This is a genomic window from Halorientalis sp., assembly GCF_028275115.1.
GTDB lineage: Archaea > Halobacteriota > Halobacteria > Halobacteriales > Haloarculaceae > Halorientalis.
Window position 1 is genome coordinate 20,703 of the sequence record NZ_JAQCNH010000025.1, and the last position, 16,678, is coordinate 37,380.

Consider the following 16,678-nt stretch of genomic DNA (forward strand, 5'->3'; position numbering starts at 1 on the left):
TGGTAGTACGATGCTCACCACGTCTCTGGTGGTGTTCAAGCGCGACAAGAAGCGCGCACCGTCGGTTGTGGTTGAGTGTCCAACCGGTAGGAGTGGGACACTCCAAACCGCCTGTAAAGGGAAATCGCCTGTGGAGTCTGGACCCGCTGTGGGAGTTGTTCCTGCAAGTTCCGACACAGAAACAGGAAGCCCCAACCTCAACAAGCGAGGGCCGGGTAGGCCCGAGCGCGGTAGGTCGGGGTAGTTCACTAGCCCTCACGGTTCGTGGGGAGCGCTTAAATGGAAAACTCGCACTAGATACGTTCATGACGTCTCTGGACGACGTGTTCGTGGCCGATGCGGTATCACACGCCTACAACCTGCACCCCTCGAACTACGCCATCGAGCGCTACGCCCAGCCGGTGGTCGACCTGATAACCGGCCAGGAGAAGGCGATGCCCGACGGGTACCAGCGGACCGAGGAGTCTCTCTTGACCGACTGGGACCCGCAGGTGACGGCGGATATGCTGTTCCGCGAGAGCCAGGTCGACTTCACCGTCTTTCACCCGCAGTCGATCACCATCTTCGAGGACGGACTCACGGCCCTGGAAAAAGGTGAGCGGTTCGTCGAGGCCCATCCCGACCGGAGCGCTCCGCTCGCGAGCATCGACATCATCGGAATGGACGACCCGGGAGCCGAACTCGCCCGCCAGGTGGAGCGGTTCGGTGCCCACGGCGTGAAGGTGTACCCATCCTACTGGACCGACGACGGCCACGAGGGGTTCGAGATGGACGACCCCGAGCAGGCTTTCCCGCTCTGGGAACGGGCCGCGGACCTGGGTCTGGACGTGGTCGCGGTCCACAAAGCCGTCCCGTTCGGGAACGTCCCCCTCGACCCGTACCGTGTCGAGGACGTAAAAGAGGCCGCCGCCAGCTTTCCCGACCTGAACTTCGAAATCGTCCACGGTGGGTTCATTCTCGCCGAGGAGACGGGCTACCGGATCGCCGAACACGACAACGTCTACGTCAACCTCGAAATCACGGCGGCCGACGCCGCCACCCGACCCGACACCTTCGTCGAGACCATGGAAAATCTGCTGTGGGCCGGGGGCAAGGAGGTCCTCGACAAGGTCATGTGGGGCTGTGGCACACCACAGTACCACCCGCGGCTCCTCCTCGAATCGTTCTGGAACCTCGACTTCCCGGAGATGGACTCCCGTGACGGCAAGTTCACGATCACCGAGGACGACAAACGCGGGATGGTCGGCGCGAACCTCGCCGAGGCCCACGGGTTCGACGTGGACGAACTGCAGGACGGCATCGACGACGACACGTACAGCGGCACCCTCGAGGAGCCGTACTCGACGACCCCCTTCGAGGTGGTGGCGTGAGCACCGACGACGCCGGCGGTGACGACCAGACCCCAGAGCGCGACGCCCCTTCGGCCGACCGCGTCCGCGAGGTGCTCCGTGAGGTCGTCGACCCCTGCACCGCCGCGACAGGGGCGAATCTCGACGTCGTGGAGATGGGGCTAGTCGACACCATCGACGCGTCCGACGGCGACGTCCAGGTGTCGTTCCGGCTCACGACGCCAGCCTGTCACATGGTGCCGTACTTTATCGAGGAGATCGAGACGCGTGTCGACCCGCTCGACGGTGTCGAGTCGGTCACTGTGGATACGGACAGCGGCATGGAGTGGACGCCCGAACTGATGTCCTCGTCCGCCAAGGAGAAACGCAGAGCGGTACTCGACCGCTACGACGCGCGGTACGACCGAGCCAGTACGGAGGACTGACGGTGGGAACCACCCCCCGTATCGGTCCCATCGACGGCCGACGGACGTGGTCTTCCCGATCTTGATGACGCAGAGAGAGCCGACGTCCAGGGTCTGTGCGCCTGTGCGCTGGGTCTGAGTATCAGATATGATTTTGAGTCGAAGAGAACATATCTGTTAGCGGGACTACTCTGCTAGCGCAACAGCACATGTCGTGGCATCCACTGGCGTATGTGGTACCATTGCTCGTCTCTGTCGTCAGTTCGCTCGTCCTCGGTGCCATCGTGTGGCAGTACCGCGAGTACCGACACGCTCGGACGCTGCTCGTCTTGTTGCTCGCCACCGTGCTGTGGGCGGTGACGTACGTCGTCGCGTTCAGCGTGACCGATGTCGCGACGAAACAGCTGGTCTACGCGCTGTCGTTCTCGGCCATCGGTACCGTCTCGATTACGTGGTTCCTGTTCGCGGTACAGTACACCGGCCGGTTCCGGGCGCTGACAACCCGTGAAATCGGTCTGCTGTCGGCGATTCCCCTACTGACCACCGTAGCGGGACTGACCAACCGGCATCACCACCTGGTCTGGGCGGCGACCGACACCGTCTCGCTGGGGCAACTCGACATCCTGACGACGGAGTACGGACCACTGTTCTGGGTGTTCAGCGTGGCGTCGTATCTGTTGCTCCTCGCCGGGACAGTGTTCATTTTCGAGACTGCGATTCTCTCCGAGGAGACCCACCGCTCGAAGGCGGTGGGACTGATCCTCGCAGCTGCGCTGCCGCTGACGATGAACGTGCTGTACCTGGTGGGTATGACCGGCCCGCTGGACCTGACACCGTCGGCGTTCTCACTCAGCGGGGCCATCCTCATCGGTGCGGTGTTCCGTGACCGATTGCTCCAGTCGATGCCGCTAGCGCGGGAGATGGCGCGTGACCGGATCATCAACGAGATGTCCAGTGCCGTCATCGTGCTCGCCGACCAGGACCGGGTCGTCGACCTCAACCCCGCGGCGGAGGCGCTGTCGGCCGCGTCTCGGTCGGACATCGTCGGTTCGGGCCTCCAGACAGTGCTGCCGGCGGTGGCCGAATCGGACGCCGTCGGCGACACGCCGTGCAGTCACGCACACGTGACCAGGACGGAACATGGGTCCACCCGTCATTACGAGGTCGAGTCTGTGCCCGTCGACCGGGGGCACAGAACGGACTCCTGGCAGTTGTTGACCGTTCGGGACGTGACGGAGCACCGGCAGCGCGAACGCCGGATCGAGCGCGAGCGTGACAAGGTAACTGCCGTGTTCGACGCCACTCCGTACCCTCTCGTCCAAGTCGACCTGACCGACGCCGAACCGACCGTGCTTCGGGTCAACGACACGTTCGAGGCCACGTTCGGCTACGAAGAGACCGACATCGTCGGCGACTCTCTGGACGACTACATCGTGCCTGACGGAGCAGACGAGAGTGCCAGCAACATCAACGAGCAGGGGCAACAGGGCGTGCCCGTCGAGCGCGAGGTTACGCGGTCGACGGCCACCGGTGAGACGCGCGAGTTCCTGTTCAAATCCGCCCTGTTGACCCACGACGACGTCACGGAAGGCATCGGCGTCTACGTCGACGTGACGGACCGCAACCGGCGCGTCGAGATGCTCGAACAGATTAAAAAGAACATAACGGACGTGGTCTGGATGTCCGACGACAACAGTGACTCGATAGCCGAGTCCGAGATAGAGTTCGTCAGCGACTCCTACGAGGACGTCTGGGGGCGGTCGACGGAGTCGCTACGTGCCGACCGCAGGTCGTTCCTGCGGGCAGTCCACGAGGACGACCGCGAGCGGGTGCAGGCTGCGCTCACAGACCAGGCGGAGAACCCGGACGAGTACGAAGAACGGTACCGCGTCGTCACCCCCGACGGCGAGGTCCGGTGGGTTCACGACCGGTCTGCGGGCGTGTACGAGAACGGCGAACTCAATCGCATCATCGGCGTCGCCACCGACATCACGGAACGCCGGCGCCGCTCGAACGAACTCGAACAGGAACGCCGGTTCATCGACCAGGCACTCGACACGATGACCGATATCTTCTACGTCATCGACACCGACGGCTCGATACGTCGCTGGAACGACCGATTCAGCGAGGTCACCGGTCTCAGTGATGCAGAACTCGATGGACGGCACGCGATTACCCTCTTTCCCGAAGCAGAACAGGAGCGCATTTCCCGTGCGATCGATACGGTACTGACCGACGAGACGGCGACAATCGAGACCAACCTGCTGACGAGCAACGGCGACGCGGTTCCGTACGAGTTCACCGGTGCGCTGTTAACTGACGGTGACGGGAACCCAACCGGTATCGTCGGCATCGGGCGAGACATCTCCGAGCAGAAGCAACGCGAGCAACAGCTCCGACAGTACAAAACGATTCTCGAAGTCCTCGGGCACCCGGTTTATGCCATCGACAGCGAGGGCTACTACACCTACGTCAACGACGCCTTCGTGGACCACACCGGCTACGAGCGCACGGAAGCCGTCGGGGACCACGTCTCGAAGGTGCTGTCGGACGCCGAACTTGAGCGCGGACGCGAAGTCGTCCGCGAGTTGCTGTCCTCGGACAGGCGCAGTACGACTTGGGAGATGAAACGCATGAGTGCCGACGACGACCAGGTTCCGACGGAGAACCACACGGCCCTGCTGCCCGAGGGCGAGGACGGTGCGTTCCGCGGGACGGCCGGCGTTATCCGGGACATCTCCGAGCGAAAGCAACGCACCCGGCAACTGGAGACGTTTCAGGAAGCCGTCGAGAACGCCGGGCGGATGATATACTGGATGGACCCCGACGGGGTCGTCGAGTACGTCAACCCGACCTTCGAGGCGGTGACCGGGTACGAGGCGGCCGAACTGGTCGGCAACCGGGAGACGCCACTCCTCTCGAACGCCGAATCCGACGAACTGGCCGAGGACATGCTGGACACACTCGCCGGGGGCGAGGAATGGGAGTGTGAATTCGTCGCCTCGCTCCCCGCCCGTGACCGCCGCGTCATCAAACAGACTGTCGCCCCGGTTCGTAGCGGCGGTGACGTGATTCGCTTCGTGGTCGTCGCTGTCGACATCACCACGGAGAGAAACCGCGAGCAACAACTGTCCGTGTTACAGCGTGTTCTCCGACACGACCTCCGGAACAACCTCAACGAAATCCTCCTCTCCGCGCAGCTCGCACAGCGAAACGCCGAGAAAGAGGACGTCCAACAGTGTCTCGAGGGTGCCACACGGACAATCGACGAGATACTGTCTCTCATCGAGAACGTCCGACGGGTCAGAGAGACGTTCGAGGAACAGACCACGCGTGACAGAGCCGTCGATATCGCCGCGACGACACGGGCCCAGGTCGAGTCGCTACGGACACAGCGGCCCGAAGCCGAGTTCTCGGTCGACCTGTCGGGCAACGTCAGCGTCGTGACAAACGACCTCCTGAAGGAGGTCATCAGAAACGTCCTGATGAACGCTATCCAACACAACGACACCGAGACGCCGGAAATCGACGTTCACTTGCAGCGCAGGGGCGACGAGGTGGAACTCAGTATCGCCGACAACGGCCCAGGTATCCCCGAGACCGTCGTCGAGATTCTGGACTCGGACCGGGAGACACAGCTCGAGCATCTGGACGGCTTCGGCCTCTGGCTGGTCAACTGGGTCGTGAGTCTCTCCGGTGGCACGGTCGAGTTTGCGAGCAACGACCCCCGTGGCTCGGTCGTCAAACTTCTGTTGCCCGTCGCCGATGCAGAGGAGGCAGACTGATGTTGGTCAAGCACATCATGACGGAGCAGTTCGAGGTCGTCCAGCGGACGAAGCACCTGCGCGAGGCAGTCGAGTTGATGCTCGGAAACGACGTCGATCACGTCCTCGTCATCGAGGAGAACGCTCCGGTCTCGATGCTCACCCGTCGCAAAGCACTGACCGCCTGTTACAAAACCGACGCGCCGTTGAGCGAGATACCGATCAGCGGCTTCTCCCGCGGACTGGAGACCCGGGTCGGGCCAAACGAGAGCGCGCTGATCTGCGTCGGCAAGCTCAGACGGGCGAAAGTCGACTGTCTCCCGGTCGTCGACGGAATGTCCGTCGAGGGAGTAATCACGAACGATGACATACTGGACAACCTCTCTAACATCACCGAAGAGATGCTAGAAAACGAGAAGCGCCGAGAGGAGTGGACGGGTTGACCGACGGAGAGGTGCACTACCTATGACATACACAATCGAAACCGTGCTGATCGTCGAAGACGAGGAATCGCTCGCCGACCTGTACGCGCGTCTCGTCGGCACCGAGTACGAAACGATGACCGCATACTCCGGCGAGGCGGCAGTCGAGACAATCGACGAGACGGTCGACGCGGTGTTTCTCGACCGGAAGATGCCGGGTATCGGGGGTGGCGAGGTACTCACGCGCCTGCGAGAGCAGGGATACGAGGTTCCCGTCGCGATGATCACTGCGGTGCGACCGGACTGGGACGTCATCGACATGCGGTTCGACGATTATCTGCTCAAGCCGGTCGATACGACGGAACTCATCGACGCGGTCGACCGCCTCGAAGTGCTCGGCTCCACGGACCGGGAAGTACGGGAGTTCATCCGCCAGACGGTCAAACAGGCAGCGCTCGAAGGAGAGAAGGAAGCACCGGCGCTCGACTCTCACGAGCCGTTCGAGACGCTCAAGTCGGACGTTGCCGACATGAGCTCCAGACTCGGTGACATCACGGCCGAACTGTCCCCAGAGGCGACCGAACTGGTCGTCGAGACGATCACGCGAAACCTGGGCGCGCCGGGCGGGGCAGGCGAGGCGGACACGCTGTGAGCCTGAACCGTGACGCCGAACCCGTCGTCACGAACCGACACCGGCGGGCCTGCCGGTCGGCGCCGCGGGTGTGTCGTGGTACCACGACTTAGGGAGGGTTTATTCGTTTGCCACCCGACTTATTTGTATGAGCGACGAATCAAGCGGGCGGCGGAATCTCCGCATGCCCAACGACGACGAGCTTTTTGCGGTCGTGACAGAACACAACGGTGGGAACCACGTCCGTGTACAGTGCGAAGACGGTGAAAACCGGATGGGCCGGATTCCCGGCCGCATGAAATACCGGACCTGGATCAACGAGGGTGACGTGGTTCTCGTCGAGCCCTGGGACTGGCAGGACGAGAAGGCCAACATCGAATGGCGGTACGACAGTCAGGACGCCGACCAACTCCGCGCGGAAGGCCACATCCAGTAGACTCCTCTCTCGCCTCTCTCGTCACCACCACCCCGAGAGGCATCCGTCCCGTGCCCACGGCCTCGCCCGGACGGCCGTCGACTCCGACGGGGCTATACGTGCGGGGCATCGTTGATGCGTGTGGATTCTAACGAGGTACGCCGACAGTGGGCAGACCGATCGGGCGAGTACTCACCCGAGTACTACGCCTACTACGGCCCGGACGAAACCAGCGAGTCGCTTCGGGGCATCTTCGAGGACCGCCTCGACCGCGACGCCCGCGTCCTGGAACTGGGCTGTAGCTCCGGCCGCCACCTCGCACATCTCTACGAACACGGGTTCGAGAACCTCTCGGGCGTCGAAATCAACGCCGACGCCTTCGAGACGATGGCGGCCACCTACCCCGACCTCGCGGCCGGCGGCACGTTCCACTGTGACGCCATCGAGAACGCCGTCACCGACTTTCCGGACGACCGATTCGACGCCGTCTATTCCGTCGAGACGTTACAACACATCCACCCGGACGCAGACTGGGTGTTCGCCGAACTCGCCCGCATCACCGCCGACCTCCTCGTCACCGTCGAGAACGAGGGCGAGGACGGCGACGAGGCGGTCGTGAACTACGTCCAGGACGACTTCCCGCTCTACTACCGCGACTGGAACCGCGTGTTTACGGAACTGGGCTTCGACCAGGCCGACGTCGAATCCGGCGAGCGCGACACCGTCCGAATCTTCCACGCTCCCGGGGCCGGCGGCTCGTAGAGTCCCCGAGTTCTCCGGGGTGAACACGCCTCGCCACTCGCGGTCGGAGACGCCGCCTCGAAACCGCTCGGCGGCCTCGCGTTTCCCCGGTTGTTTCCGCCCGGTGGGAACTCAGACCGGTGTCCGCGGCTATCCGTCACCGGGACACGGCCGCGGGTGGCGACGAGAGCCGTGCCGACGACTATCGTTGCGGTCTCAGTTCAGTTGTGCGTGTCGCTCCCGACGCCTCTGAACGCCGCCAGCTTCGTCGTGAACTTGTCCGTCCCGATACGAAAGGCAAACAACAGGACGATTGCCCCGAAAAACGCGGCCCACAGCCCCAGCGCCACGTCGCCGTTCTGGAGTGTCGTCAGTGCGAACCGCTCGATGTACGTTCCCGCTACCGACAGCCCGGTCGTAACCAGGCCGAGAATCACGAGTTCTACGAGTTCCGGCAGGAACCCGAGTGCGTCCGACTTCACGACCAGTTGTGTCCGGGACGATAACAAGACGCTTTCGGTCCCCGCCGGCACGACCGCCGACGGTTCCGACGAACCGTTACGACTCCGCACCGAGACGGACCGCTGTGGTCCGCTGTTAGCAAAATTTTGGGTTCTGTGGCCACACGGTTAGGTATGAACGTGTTGCTGGTCGTGCTGGACTCGGTCCGGGCAGCGAACTGCTCGCTGTACGGCTATCGACGAACGACGACACCGGCACTCGAATCGCTGGCCGACGGTGCCACCGTCTACCAGTCCGCGCGAGCGCCGTCGAACTGGTCGTTACCGTCTCACGTCTCGCTTTTTACCGGGCTCGAAACGAACGCACACCGCGTTACCATCCACGATGAGTTGGACCCGGGACACACGGTGTGGGACGACCTGTCCGAGGCCGGTTACGACACGGGACTGTTCACCGAGAACGGCTTCGTCGCCGACCATCCAGTTGGCCTGTCAGAGCCGTTCGATACCGTCGTCTCCGTCCCGGACGACACGCCGGAGCAGTATCTGTCGGGCCACCACACGGACAGGCCGGACGGATTCTACTACGCCGACCGGCTGTGTGACTGGATCGACGGCCGGCCGGAGTGGGCCGCCTGTCTGAACCTGATGGACGCCCACCGGCCGTACGACCCGGCCCCCGAGCACGACCGGTGGAGCAGCCCACAGGCCCACGAACTACAGTCCGAACTCCCGATTCGCTGGGAGTTCGACATCCACGACGGCTCGTACCCGGTCCGGCGCCTCGACGACCTGGCGTCGCTGTACGACGGCGGGGTCAGGCAGGCCGACGCCGTCGTCGAGTCGCTCCTCGAACGGCTCCGCCGGCGCGGCGTCTTCGAGGAGACGCTTCTGGTCGTCTGTGGCGACCACGGTGAAGGGTTCGGCGAATCCGGCCGACTCCCCGACCAACCGCCGGCAGTGGCACACATCGTCCCGATGACCGAGAGTCTGCTACACGTCCCGCTCGTGGCGAAGTTTCCCGGCCAGCGGACGGGACGAACGGTCGACGACCCCGCCGCACTGACCTCCTTTCGGGACGTCGTCGCGGCGGCCCGTGGCGGCGAGCGAGCGTCGTTCGCCCGCTCGCGGGTCGTCGCCTCGAAGCAGCCGGTAACGGGCGACCTTCGGGAGCGGTATGAAACTGCCGCCGACGACGCGACCCCGTTTCTCCGCCCGAGTCGTGCCGTCTACGAACCCGCCGAGACCGGCGTCCGAAAGACGTACTCGTGGGGCGATGCCGTCGGCGAGGTTCACGTCCCACGGGCCGGTACCGTCGGCGAGGCGGCCGCGGCCGACCGGGACCGGGTGAGCGACGCTTTCGACTCCCTCGAAAACGCCGACGTGCGGTCCACGGACCGGGATTCCGTCGACGAGCGGACGCGCGACCAACTCGACGCACTGGGCTACTTCTGACCCGACGACGCCGTTGAACCGGGCGTGTGGCGAGAGAGCCGGCGGCGGCACTCGACTCACACCATCGGCGGTCTGTCACGGGATGACGTCGGGGGATACCGGTCCATCACCTGCCGCGTCAGTGGCGGCCGACTTCGCGGTACTCGTGGATCACCGCGTCCCTCCGACCCTGTGGGCCGACAAAAAATCCTTGCCCTTGCGGTTCGTACACAAACCAATGCGCGTCCTCGTTGTTGGCGCGACCGGGTTCGTCGGCGGCCAACTCATCGAGTCGCTGCGCTCGGCCGGCCACGAGGTCGTCGCCTTCTCCCGGAGCGCGAGCGAGTCGCAGTTCCCCGACGACGTCGAGATATTCGAGGGCGACCTCGGCGACCCATCGTCGCTCGACGGGCTCTGTGCGGGAGTCGACGCGGCCTACTACCTGATCCACTCGCTGACGGCCGAGAACTTCGCGGAACTGGACCGGACTTACGCCCGCCGGTTCCGCGAATTAGCGTCGGCGGCCGACGTCGACAGAGTGGTCTATCTGAGCGGCATCAGTGGCGACGAGCGGAACCTCTCGCCACACCTCGCCTCCCGCCGGGAGGTCGAGTCGGTGCTCGAAGCCGGACGCTTCGACCTGACGGTCCTCCGGGCGGCGATCATCATCGGTGCCGGCAGCGCGAGCTTCCGCATCGTCGACGACCTCACCGACCGGTTACCCGTGATGACGGTCCCGAAGTGGGTTCGGACGCCGTGTCAGCCGATCGGCATCGACGACGCCGTCGCCTACCTGGTCGACGTTCTCGAGGTCGAGGAGACCCGGGGTGGCATCTACGATATCGGTGCGCCGACGGTGTGGTCCTACGAGTCCCTGCTGAAGTCCACCGCCGAACAGAAAGGCAAGCGTCTCCTCATCGTGCCGGTGCCGCTGATGTCTCCAGGACTCTCCTCGCACTGGCTCCGGCTGACGACGGACGTTCAGTACGACATCGCCCGGCCGCTGGTCGAGAGCATGCGGAACCCCGTGACGGTCGACTCCGAGCGGGACCTGCAGTCGGTCGTCCCCATCGAGCAGACGCCGGTCGAAGTGGCGGTCCAGCAGGCGCTCGCACAGGGCTGATTAGGACTCCCCGGTGGGCGCCTCTACCGGTACCTCACGGACCTGCCGGAGGTCCGCGAGATGTGTTGCGGCCGCCGCCGACAGCGGGAACGTCCCGTCGAGGTCGGCCACCGTTCGCCCGTGGACCAGTCGGCCGACGGGGGCGCCCCCAACCGCGTATGCCCGTTTCAGGCCGTCGACGAGTGCGTCGGCGAGCCCTATCAGGCCGAGGACCCGTCCAACAGTCGCCTCACCGACGTGGACGGAGTCACCCTCGACGAGAATGAACGCGAAAGGGCGGTCGTCGAACTGCGCCTCGAGGAACGCCTGTACCGGCTCGGCGCTCCAGCGGACGGCGACGACCTCGTCCAACCGACGGGTCGTTGCTTCGGCGGCCGCGCGGAACAGTGAGTTGCTACCGTCGTAGATGAGAAGCGACTGCTTCATATCCGGCTTAGGTGGCTTGCCGGTTTGAGTGTTTGCGAGTTGGGCGGCCGTCCCGAGCGGCCAGCAGTCTCCCCGGAGAACTCCCGGACAGACCACGCTCGTGCGAGACCACAGGCTACGGCCTCCGCGTGGAGACGCGTCGGCCCCTGACCGCATCGCCGGCCCGGTCAACCCGACCGGTCCCGATGAAGACGGTACCCGGCGAGCCGCGGACAGGCGAGTTGGTCTGCGACACCGCGTGTCACGAGTTCACGGAGCAGCGAGACGTCTGCACTCGCGTAGGTCTTCAGGCAGTTGGCGAGCTGGGCCGACTCCATCGTCTCGTCCTCGACGGTCAGATACCGCTCGACGAGCGTCGCGTAATCCCGGTCGGACATCCGGGGGTCCCGGGGGTCGGACACCCCCGAGAGGGAATCGACGTCTGTCTCCCAGTCCTCCCGCCAGTCCGCCGGGTCGACGCCGATATCGTAGTCGTCGAGCGAAACTGGACTGACCTCGATGTCCAGTTGTCCGGTGGCTTCGTCGAGCGTGCCAGCCCCTGCTCTGGCGGCGACACGCCATAGGTTCGCGTGGAAGCAGTCGTCCAGCACCTCCGCTGCTCCGGCGTCGACGACGTCGCCCTCGGCTGCGAGCGCGAGGCGTGCGTGGAGCATCTCCAGCGGGGATCGGTCGGTTCCGCGAACGACCAGTGTTGCTCCCGCTGCCTCGGAGATATCTTCGGCAACGTGTTCGAGCAGAAGATGTTCGTCCCGAGTGTCGGGTTCCTCGCGGTGGTACACCGTCGTGTCACCGGCTCCGTCACAGTAGTCGAGACAGACGGCCCCGATCTCGAACGTCTCCGGGTCCTCGGCACGCACACCCGCCCCCCGCCCCGTCGGCCGGGGCTGGACCGTCACAGCGAGTACGTCGTCGCTCGCGCCCAACTGAATCAGCCACGGGTCGTCGAGTTCGGACAGCGGTGGGTGCGTCCCCCGCTCGGGCACGTCGAGAGGTTCAACGCCACCGTCGCCCGACGGCAACAGCAGTTCCGTTCCGAGCGACCGAGACCGGACGACGCCGTCGAACCGATACCACCCGCCTGTCTCCGAGGGCGTGGCGGTCGCGGAATCCCGAACCGTTACCCGTAGCTCCGTCCCCTCGACGTCGGTACAGTACAGCGTCGGTGCAGATTCCGGCGGGCCGTCGGCGATACGGTCGACACGGAGCGGTACCCCCGAGCCTTCGTCTGTGACGTCCCTCGCCGGCCTCGGACTGCGCTTGTTCATCCGAGTGTGTACGACCTGCACGTACAAAAACGGCAAGCTACGGACAGTCTCACCTGCCGACACCCCCCGCGGTCCGTGGCGCTCCGGGCTGGTTCGGGGGCGATTACTCGGCGACCCACGACACGCTCACGTCTCTCGTGACTTTTTTAGGGCCGGGTAGAGTTCAAGTACGGCGATCAGACTGAGTACCACGCCCGCGGCGATCATCGCGGTGTCGGGATCAATCTCGTCCATACGGTCAAATCGTATCGTAGCTACGAAACAGTTTGGCATCCCGGGAGCCCTCGCGGGACCAACCCTCCGACTGCGGACGACTGGCCGATCAAGGCCCCGGTGAACCGGTACACGAACTGCTATGTACACGGCGTTCGATGTTCAAGTGAGCTAGTACTGCTATGAGCGCCCGATACGATATCGACGACGACAGTTCGTTCGCACTCCTCATGATCGCCCTGTCGGTGCTCATCTTCCTCGTGGTCCGTTACAGTGAGCGGTCGCGCTCGGAGTAGGCCGATCCGAGCCACGACTCCGAGAGATACGTGGAAGCGAAAACGGCCCATACAGCACTGACTGCGTCTCCAAAGAGTCCCACGGTCGGGGCAGCGATGCTCGCAGCGGGCGACGCCGACCGGGCCGGAATCCGGTCCGTCGCGATGAGAAGTGATTTTACTGTACAGAATGAATGGCCTGTATGTCCAATCCGAACGACGTGACAGCAACAGGAGCTATGAAACAGGACGCCGGCGGTCTCACCCCCGCTGTGGTGGCATCGGTCGGTTCAGTCGCACTCGCGCTTTACTTTTATTACGTACGCGGCGACAAACAGCGTGGCCAGTTCGTCGGCTTCTGGCCCGTCACAATCCTCGCTCTCGCGTCGTACTTCAAGCTGGAGGAGATAAAACAGATGATGTCGGAGAGCGGAGAGTAATCGGCCCCCTCTGCCGGCAGTTCGATTCGGCACCACTAACCGAACGGCCACACGAGAAGGCGCAGCAAGGGTCCGCCGACGGCCTCGCCGAATCCGCGACGAGACGACGGCCCCTCCAGCCCCGGTCCTCGAACGGGTGCGTCACTCCACCGGACGCGTGACCGTGCCGAGCGTTCTGAATACGAAATCGGCTCGCTCCCGAGCGCCTGCCTTGACGAGATGTCCGACGGTCTCACGCCCGTCCCGTCCAGGGCGTCGACGCTAGACTACCCGTCGGCTCTGTCGCCGGGGTCGACCCGTAGACGCTCGACAGTCCTCGAATAATCGGTTCGCTCTCGCTTGAACCGGCGAGAGACACACGGTCCGGGCGGGTGCCGACCCTGACCGCACGGCGATACCGAACACGACCGCTCGGACACGGCAGACGTGCAGACAGTCCTCTCGGAGTGATGTTTCGACGGCGGCTACTAGCAACACAGCCTCTGCACTCACGACTCACAATCTACCCACCGCGAATACCTTCAGCGCGTCTATAGGGCCCTCTCGTCCCGTCATTGTTCGTCCGACATCCGAATACCGCGCTCAACAACCGCCTCGGTCATCAAACGGCTCGTCTCACGCTGGAGTGCTCGCATACGCGACGGCGCTTCGCCTCTGTCGAGCAGCCCGCGGCCGTAACAGAGCGCGACTCCCCGCTATTCAGCGACCGCAATCGCGGCACGTTCTCCGGCGTCCAGTTCTTCAGTTCCGACTCGGCCTTCACCGGCCTCGACGAGTTCGTGCGAGAGGTCGGCCAACTCGTCTGGAACACCACCGGCCTCGGCTTCCGCATAAACCGTCTCTGGTGCGAGGAGTGTGTCGAACGTCGCGACCAGTTCGAGCGACTCGATTTTGGCGGGGTGACTGAGCGGTCCTGCGTCCGAGACAGCCGCAAGCGTCACGCGTTCAGACCCCAGTCGGCGTCTTTCTCGACGACCTCCCGCTCTCGTTCCGCTCGCTCGACGTTCGTCCGGCCGACGCGTTCGATTGCCTCCTCGCGGTCGAGTTCGCCATCGAGATACCGCGCGAGAACGAGGTCTTCCCACAGGTCTTCGAGACCGCGTTCGAGTGCCCGCTCGAATACTTCGGACTCCGGAAGGCCGCGGGCTTCGGCGATTTCTCGAACCCGGTCGGAAATTTCGGCGGCCATACCGTGTGATCGCTCAGCAATATTGATAAAACCGTGTCTGCCCGCCTGATGAGAATCTGACCGGGGTCTATGTTCTGCGGCCACGACCAGATACCATTAGAGACGCCGTCCACCGTCAAAAATAGGGACCTCGGCACTCGAACCCGGACGGTGTACACGTACCAGCCGATTTCAGCCGCCGATTATCTCGCAGTGGTGAATACTTCTATCGGCCTTGTTCCGGGATTCGAGATGTTTGTCGGTAGCTTGCACAACATCTCCGATATCCCGACCTGCTTGCTGAACATAGATGTAGCTCTTACCGAGGATAGCGAAACAGTTCTATTTGCGTTCTGGTAGGACGTGCCGTACAACAGACGCAGCGCGTATCTCGCATCGAACGATTCTGAGAATAGATGATGGCGAGTCGCTCAGCACAGAACGCGTCCGGTCACAAGGCATGCGAATGATTGTACCAAGACCTGTAATACGGTTACCTCACTACAAGCGAATTCGGAAGCTCTGACCGGCGGCCAACTGCAACTGCCAGACGCTGAGATGGTCTCGTGGCTGTCGGCTCAACTTTTGCCCAGAGCAACTATGCCTGCTGAGTGGGTATCAATCATATGAGTAGTATTAATATGCTGAATTCCATCCTCGGGGAGTCAGGCACGATTCAATGGGGCATCACGGTCGTTTTCACACTGACTGCCATCGGATGTTTTGCCGCTGCTGCCTACGGAACACAGCTACAGGGCCGTGATACCCGATTTGGACTCAAAGCGGTGCTAATGACAAACGGATTGTGGCTCCTGTTCCAGGCTCTCGGCCTGCTCACCGCCGACGGGACTCTCAGCTCCGCGCTGTATATTGGCGGTCTTATATGGGGACTTACCGGTGTCGGCGCGTGGGTGTACTTCATTTCCGCATACACAGGTCGGTCGTACCACCGCGACCGCCGGTACCGTCTGCTCGCCGTTGGCACGTACGTCAGCCTCATAACGATCAAACTCACCAACCCGTTGTACGGCCTGTATGTTAAAACAGACCTCCAGCCGGACCCGTATCCACACCTCGTGGTCGAACCACAGGTTTTCTACTGGGTATCGTTCACGCTCACGTACACACTCGTCGCTATCAGCTTCTACTGGTTGATCGATACGTTCCGCAAGTCCCAGTATCCGACTGCCGGCTTAGGCGCACTCGCAGTTCTTTCGCTGGTTCCGGTTGTACCACGGGTGGCTGTTGAGGCACTTCCGGCCGAACAGTTGCCCCCTATTCTGCTTGGCCTGAGTTTCGAGCCAGTCGGTGTTGCCGGATTCACGCTTGGAATGTTGGTTTTCGTCGAGGATACATTCCGTCGAATCGAACAATCCGGCCGGTCAGCGTTCTTCGAGAAGGCTGATGATGCGACGTTTGTATACGACACTAACGGAACGCTTGTCGAGTCAAACAGGGAGGCCGACAATCTCCAGTCGGCCCTCGGTATCGAGTGTCCGACGATTGATGCGTTCGAACAGGCGTTCACACCTGTCGGCACAGACGACGAATCAGGCGTCACATCCGTCACAACTGATGGGGCAACCCGATACTTCGACATCACGGCCAATCCGATGACGATTGGTACCGAAAGCGTCGGGACGGTTGTATGGATAGAGGAGGTGACCGCGCGCAGAACGCGGAAACGTGACCTGGAACTGAAAGAACGAGCGATGGACGAAGCGAAGGTTGGAATCACCCTCAGCGATCCGGATGCCGAGGACAACCCACTGATATACGTGAATGATGGATTCGTCGAACAGACCGGCTACAGCCGGGAAGAAGTACTCGGGCGGAACTGTCGGTTCCTCCAGAGAGAGGACAGGGACCAGCCGGCACTTGATGACCTGCGAGATGCAATTACTGCTGAAGAGCCGATAACCGTCGATTTGCGGAACTACCGAAAAGATGGCGAGCAGTTCTGGAACCGTCTCTCGGTGACACCGGTCTACGACGAGGACGGCGAACTAGCCAACCACATCGGTATCCAGCAGGACGTCACGGAAGAACGGACCAGGGCTCAGCAACTGCGAACGCTGCACAGTACCACTCGTGAACTACTCAGGACTGGTGATACTGAGGAGGCTGTGACTGTCGCTCTCGAGACG

Annotated in this window: 16 protein-coding genes; 11 read left to right on the forward strand and 5 right to left on the reverse strand. The window is 63.1% G+C overall.

Features of this window, described 5'->3' with window-relative positions; translation table 11 throughout:
- The first annotated feature begins 305 nt into the window (after positions 1 to 305).
- From Q0964_RS03885 to Q0964_RS03915, 7 genes are all read left to right on the forward strand, one after another.
- The gene (locus tag Q0964_RS03885; RefSeq protein WP_299263636.1) at positions 306 to 1,370 is read left to right on the forward strand and encodes an amidohydrolase family protein; all 1,065 of its coding nucleotides are present in this window, start codon (positions 306 to 308) and stop codon (positions 1,368 to 1,370) included.
- Complete coding sequence (locus Q0964_RS03890; RefSeq protein ID WP_299263638.1) at positions 1,367 to 1,774, forward strand: metal-sulfur cluster assembly factor; 408 nt, start codon at positions 1,367 to 1,369, stop codon at positions 1,772 to 1,774. Before Q0964_RS03885 ends, Q0964_RS03890 begins: the two co-directional genes overlap by 4 nt.
- 212 nt (positions 1,775 to 1,986) lie before the next feature.
- Positions 1,987 to 5,538, forward strand: coding sequence for a PAS domain S-box protein (locus tag Q0964_RS03895; RefSeq protein WP_299263640.1), 3,552 nt, complete (start codon positions 1,987 to 1,989; stop codon positions 5,536 to 5,538).
- Positions 5,538 to 5,960, forward strand: coding sequence for a CBS domain-containing protein (locus Q0964_RS03900; protein ID WP_299263642.1), 423 nt, complete (start codon positions 5,538 to 5,540; stop codon positions 5,958 to 5,960). The genes Q0964_RS03895 and Q0964_RS03900 overlap by 1 nt, the downstream gene beginning before the upstream one ends.
- A 22-nt stretch (positions 5,961 to 5,982) precedes the next feature.
- A complete protein-coding gene (locus Q0964_RS03905; protein ID WP_299263645.1) occupies positions 5,983 to 6,591 on the forward strand; it encodes a response regulator in 609 nt (202 codons plus the stop codon).
- Between the two features lie 127 nt (positions 6,592 to 6,718).
- Complete coding sequence (locus tag Q0964_RS03910) at positions 6,719 to 7,006, forward strand: translation initiation factor eIF-1A (protein ID WP_299263648.1); 288 nt, start codon at positions 6,719 to 6,721, stop codon at positions 7,004 to 7,006.
- 120 nt (positions 7,007 to 7,126) lie between these two features.
- Positions 7,127 to 7,747: a class I SAM-dependent methyltransferase gene (locus Q0964_RS03915; RefSeq protein ID WP_299263651.1), complete on the forward strand. Its 621-nt coding sequence runs from the start codon at positions 7,127 to 7,129 to the stop codon at positions 7,745 to 7,747.
- 200 nt (positions 7,748 to 7,947) lie between these two features.
- Here Q0964_RS03915 and Q0964_RS03920 read toward each other — a convergent pair whose 3' ends face one another.
- Positions 7,948 to 8,208: a DUF8151 family protein gene (locus tag Q0964_RS03920; protein ID WP_299263653.1), complete on the reverse strand. Its 261-nt coding sequence runs from the start codon at positions 8,206 to 8,208 to the stop codon at positions 7,948 to 7,950.
- Between the two features lie 153 nt (positions 8,209 to 8,361).
- On the opposite strand from Q0964_RS03920, the gene Q0964_RS03925 reads away from it, so the two are divergent.
- Together Q0964_RS03925 and Q0964_RS03930 are read left to right on the forward strand one after the other, a co-directional pair.
- Complete coding sequence (locus Q0964_RS03925) at positions 8,362 to 9,642, forward strand: sulfatase (RefSeq protein WP_299263656.1); 1,281 nt, start codon at positions 8,362 to 8,364, stop codon at positions 9,640 to 9,642.
- Positions 9,643 to 9,859: 217 nt separating this feature from the next.
- On the forward strand, positions 9,860 to 10,744 hold the full coding sequence (locus Q0964_RS03930) for an NAD(P)H-binding protein (protein WP_299263659.1): 885 nt from the start codon (positions 9,860 to 9,862) through the stop codon (positions 10,742 to 10,744).
- Here the strand turns inward: Q0964_RS03930 and Q0964_RS03935 are convergent, their stop codons facing one another.
- Positions 10,745 to 11,170 carry a hypothetical protein gene (locus tag Q0964_RS03935; protein WP_299263662.1) on the reverse strand — a complete coding sequence of 142 codons (426 nt, stop codon included), beginning with the start codon at positions 11,168 to 11,170 and terminating at the stop codon, positions 10,745 to 10,747.
- A gap of 167 nt (positions 11,171 to 11,337) precedes the next feature.
- A complete protein-coding gene (locus Q0964_RS03940) occupies positions 11,338 to 12,435 on the reverse strand; it encodes a hypothetical protein (RefSeq protein WP_299263664.1) in 1,098 nt (365 codons plus the stop codon).
- Positions 12,436 to 13,126: 691 nt separating this feature from the next.
- On the opposite strand from Q0964_RS03940, the gene Q0964_RS03945 reads away from it, so the two are divergent.
- Positions 13,127 to 13,363 carry a hypothetical protein gene (locus tag Q0964_RS03945; RefSeq protein ID WP_299263666.1) on the forward strand — a complete coding sequence of 79 codons (237 nt, stop codon included), beginning with the start codon at positions 13,127 to 13,129 and terminating at the stop codon, positions 13,361 to 13,363.
- 695 nt (positions 13,364 to 14,058) lie between these two features.
- On the opposite strand, the gene Q0964_RS03950 is transcribed toward Q0964_RS03945, so the two are convergent.
- Positions 14,059 to 14,304, reverse strand: coding sequence for a PIN domain-containing protein (locus Q0964_RS03950; protein ID WP_299263668.1), 246 nt, complete (start codon positions 14,302 to 14,304; stop codon positions 14,059 to 14,061).
- The gene (locus Q0964_RS03955; RefSeq protein WP_299263670.1) at positions 14,301 to 14,552 is read right to left on the reverse strand and encodes a hypothetical protein; all 252 of its coding nucleotides are present in this window, start codon (positions 14,550 to 14,552) and stop codon (positions 14,301 to 14,303) included. Before Q0964_RS03955 ends, Q0964_RS03950 begins: the two co-directional genes overlap by 4 nt.
- Before the next feature lie 620 nt (positions 14,553 to 15,172).
- On the opposite strand from Q0964_RS03955, the gene Q0964_RS03960 reads away from it, so the two are divergent.
- The coding region (locus Q0964_RS03960) for a PAS domain S-box protein (RefSeq protein ID WP_299263672.1) at positions 15,173 to 16,678 on the forward strand (1,506 nt) is incomplete at its 3' end.

Coding starts and splice junctions, on each gene's coding strand:
- Q0964_RS03940 (WP_299263664.1), bottom strand. CDS start 12,435: ATGAACAAGCGCAGTCCGAGGCCGGCGAGGGACGTCACAGACGAAGGC.
- Q0964_RS03910 (WP_299263648.1), top strand. CDS start 6,719: ATGAGCGACGAATCAAGCGGGCGGCGGAATCTCCGCATGCCCAACGAC.
- Q0964_RS03930 (WP_299263659.1), top strand. CDS start 9,860: ATGCGCGTCCTCGTTGTTGGCGCGACCGGGTTCGTCGGCGGCCAACTC.
- Q0964_RS03905 (WP_299263645.1), top strand. CDS start 5,983: ATGACATACACAATCGAAACCGTGCTGATCGTCGAAGACGAGGAATCG.
- Q0964_RS03925 (WP_299263656.1), top strand. CDS start 8,362: ATGAACGTGTTGCTGGTCGTGCTGGACTCGGTCCGGGCAGCGAACTGC.
- Q0964_RS03945 (WP_299263666.1), top strand. CDS start 13,127: ATGTCCAATCCGAACGACGTGACAGCAACAGGAGCTATGAAACAGGAC.
- Q0964_RS03885 (WP_299263636.1), top strand. CDS start 306: ATGACGTCTCTGGACGACGTGTTCGTGGCCGATGCGGTATCACACGCC.
- Q0964_RS03900 (WP_299263642.1), top strand. CDS start 5,538: ATGTTGGTCAAGCACATCATGACGGAGCAGTTCGAGGTCGTCCAGCGG.
- Q0964_RS03955 (WP_299263670.1), bottom strand. CDS start 14,552: ATGGCCGCCGAAATTTCCGACCGGGTTCGAGAAATCGCCGAAGCCCGC.
- Q0964_RS03935 (WP_299263662.1), bottom strand. CDS start 11,170: ATGAAGCAGTCGCTTCTCATCTACGACGGTAGCAACTCACTGTTCCGC.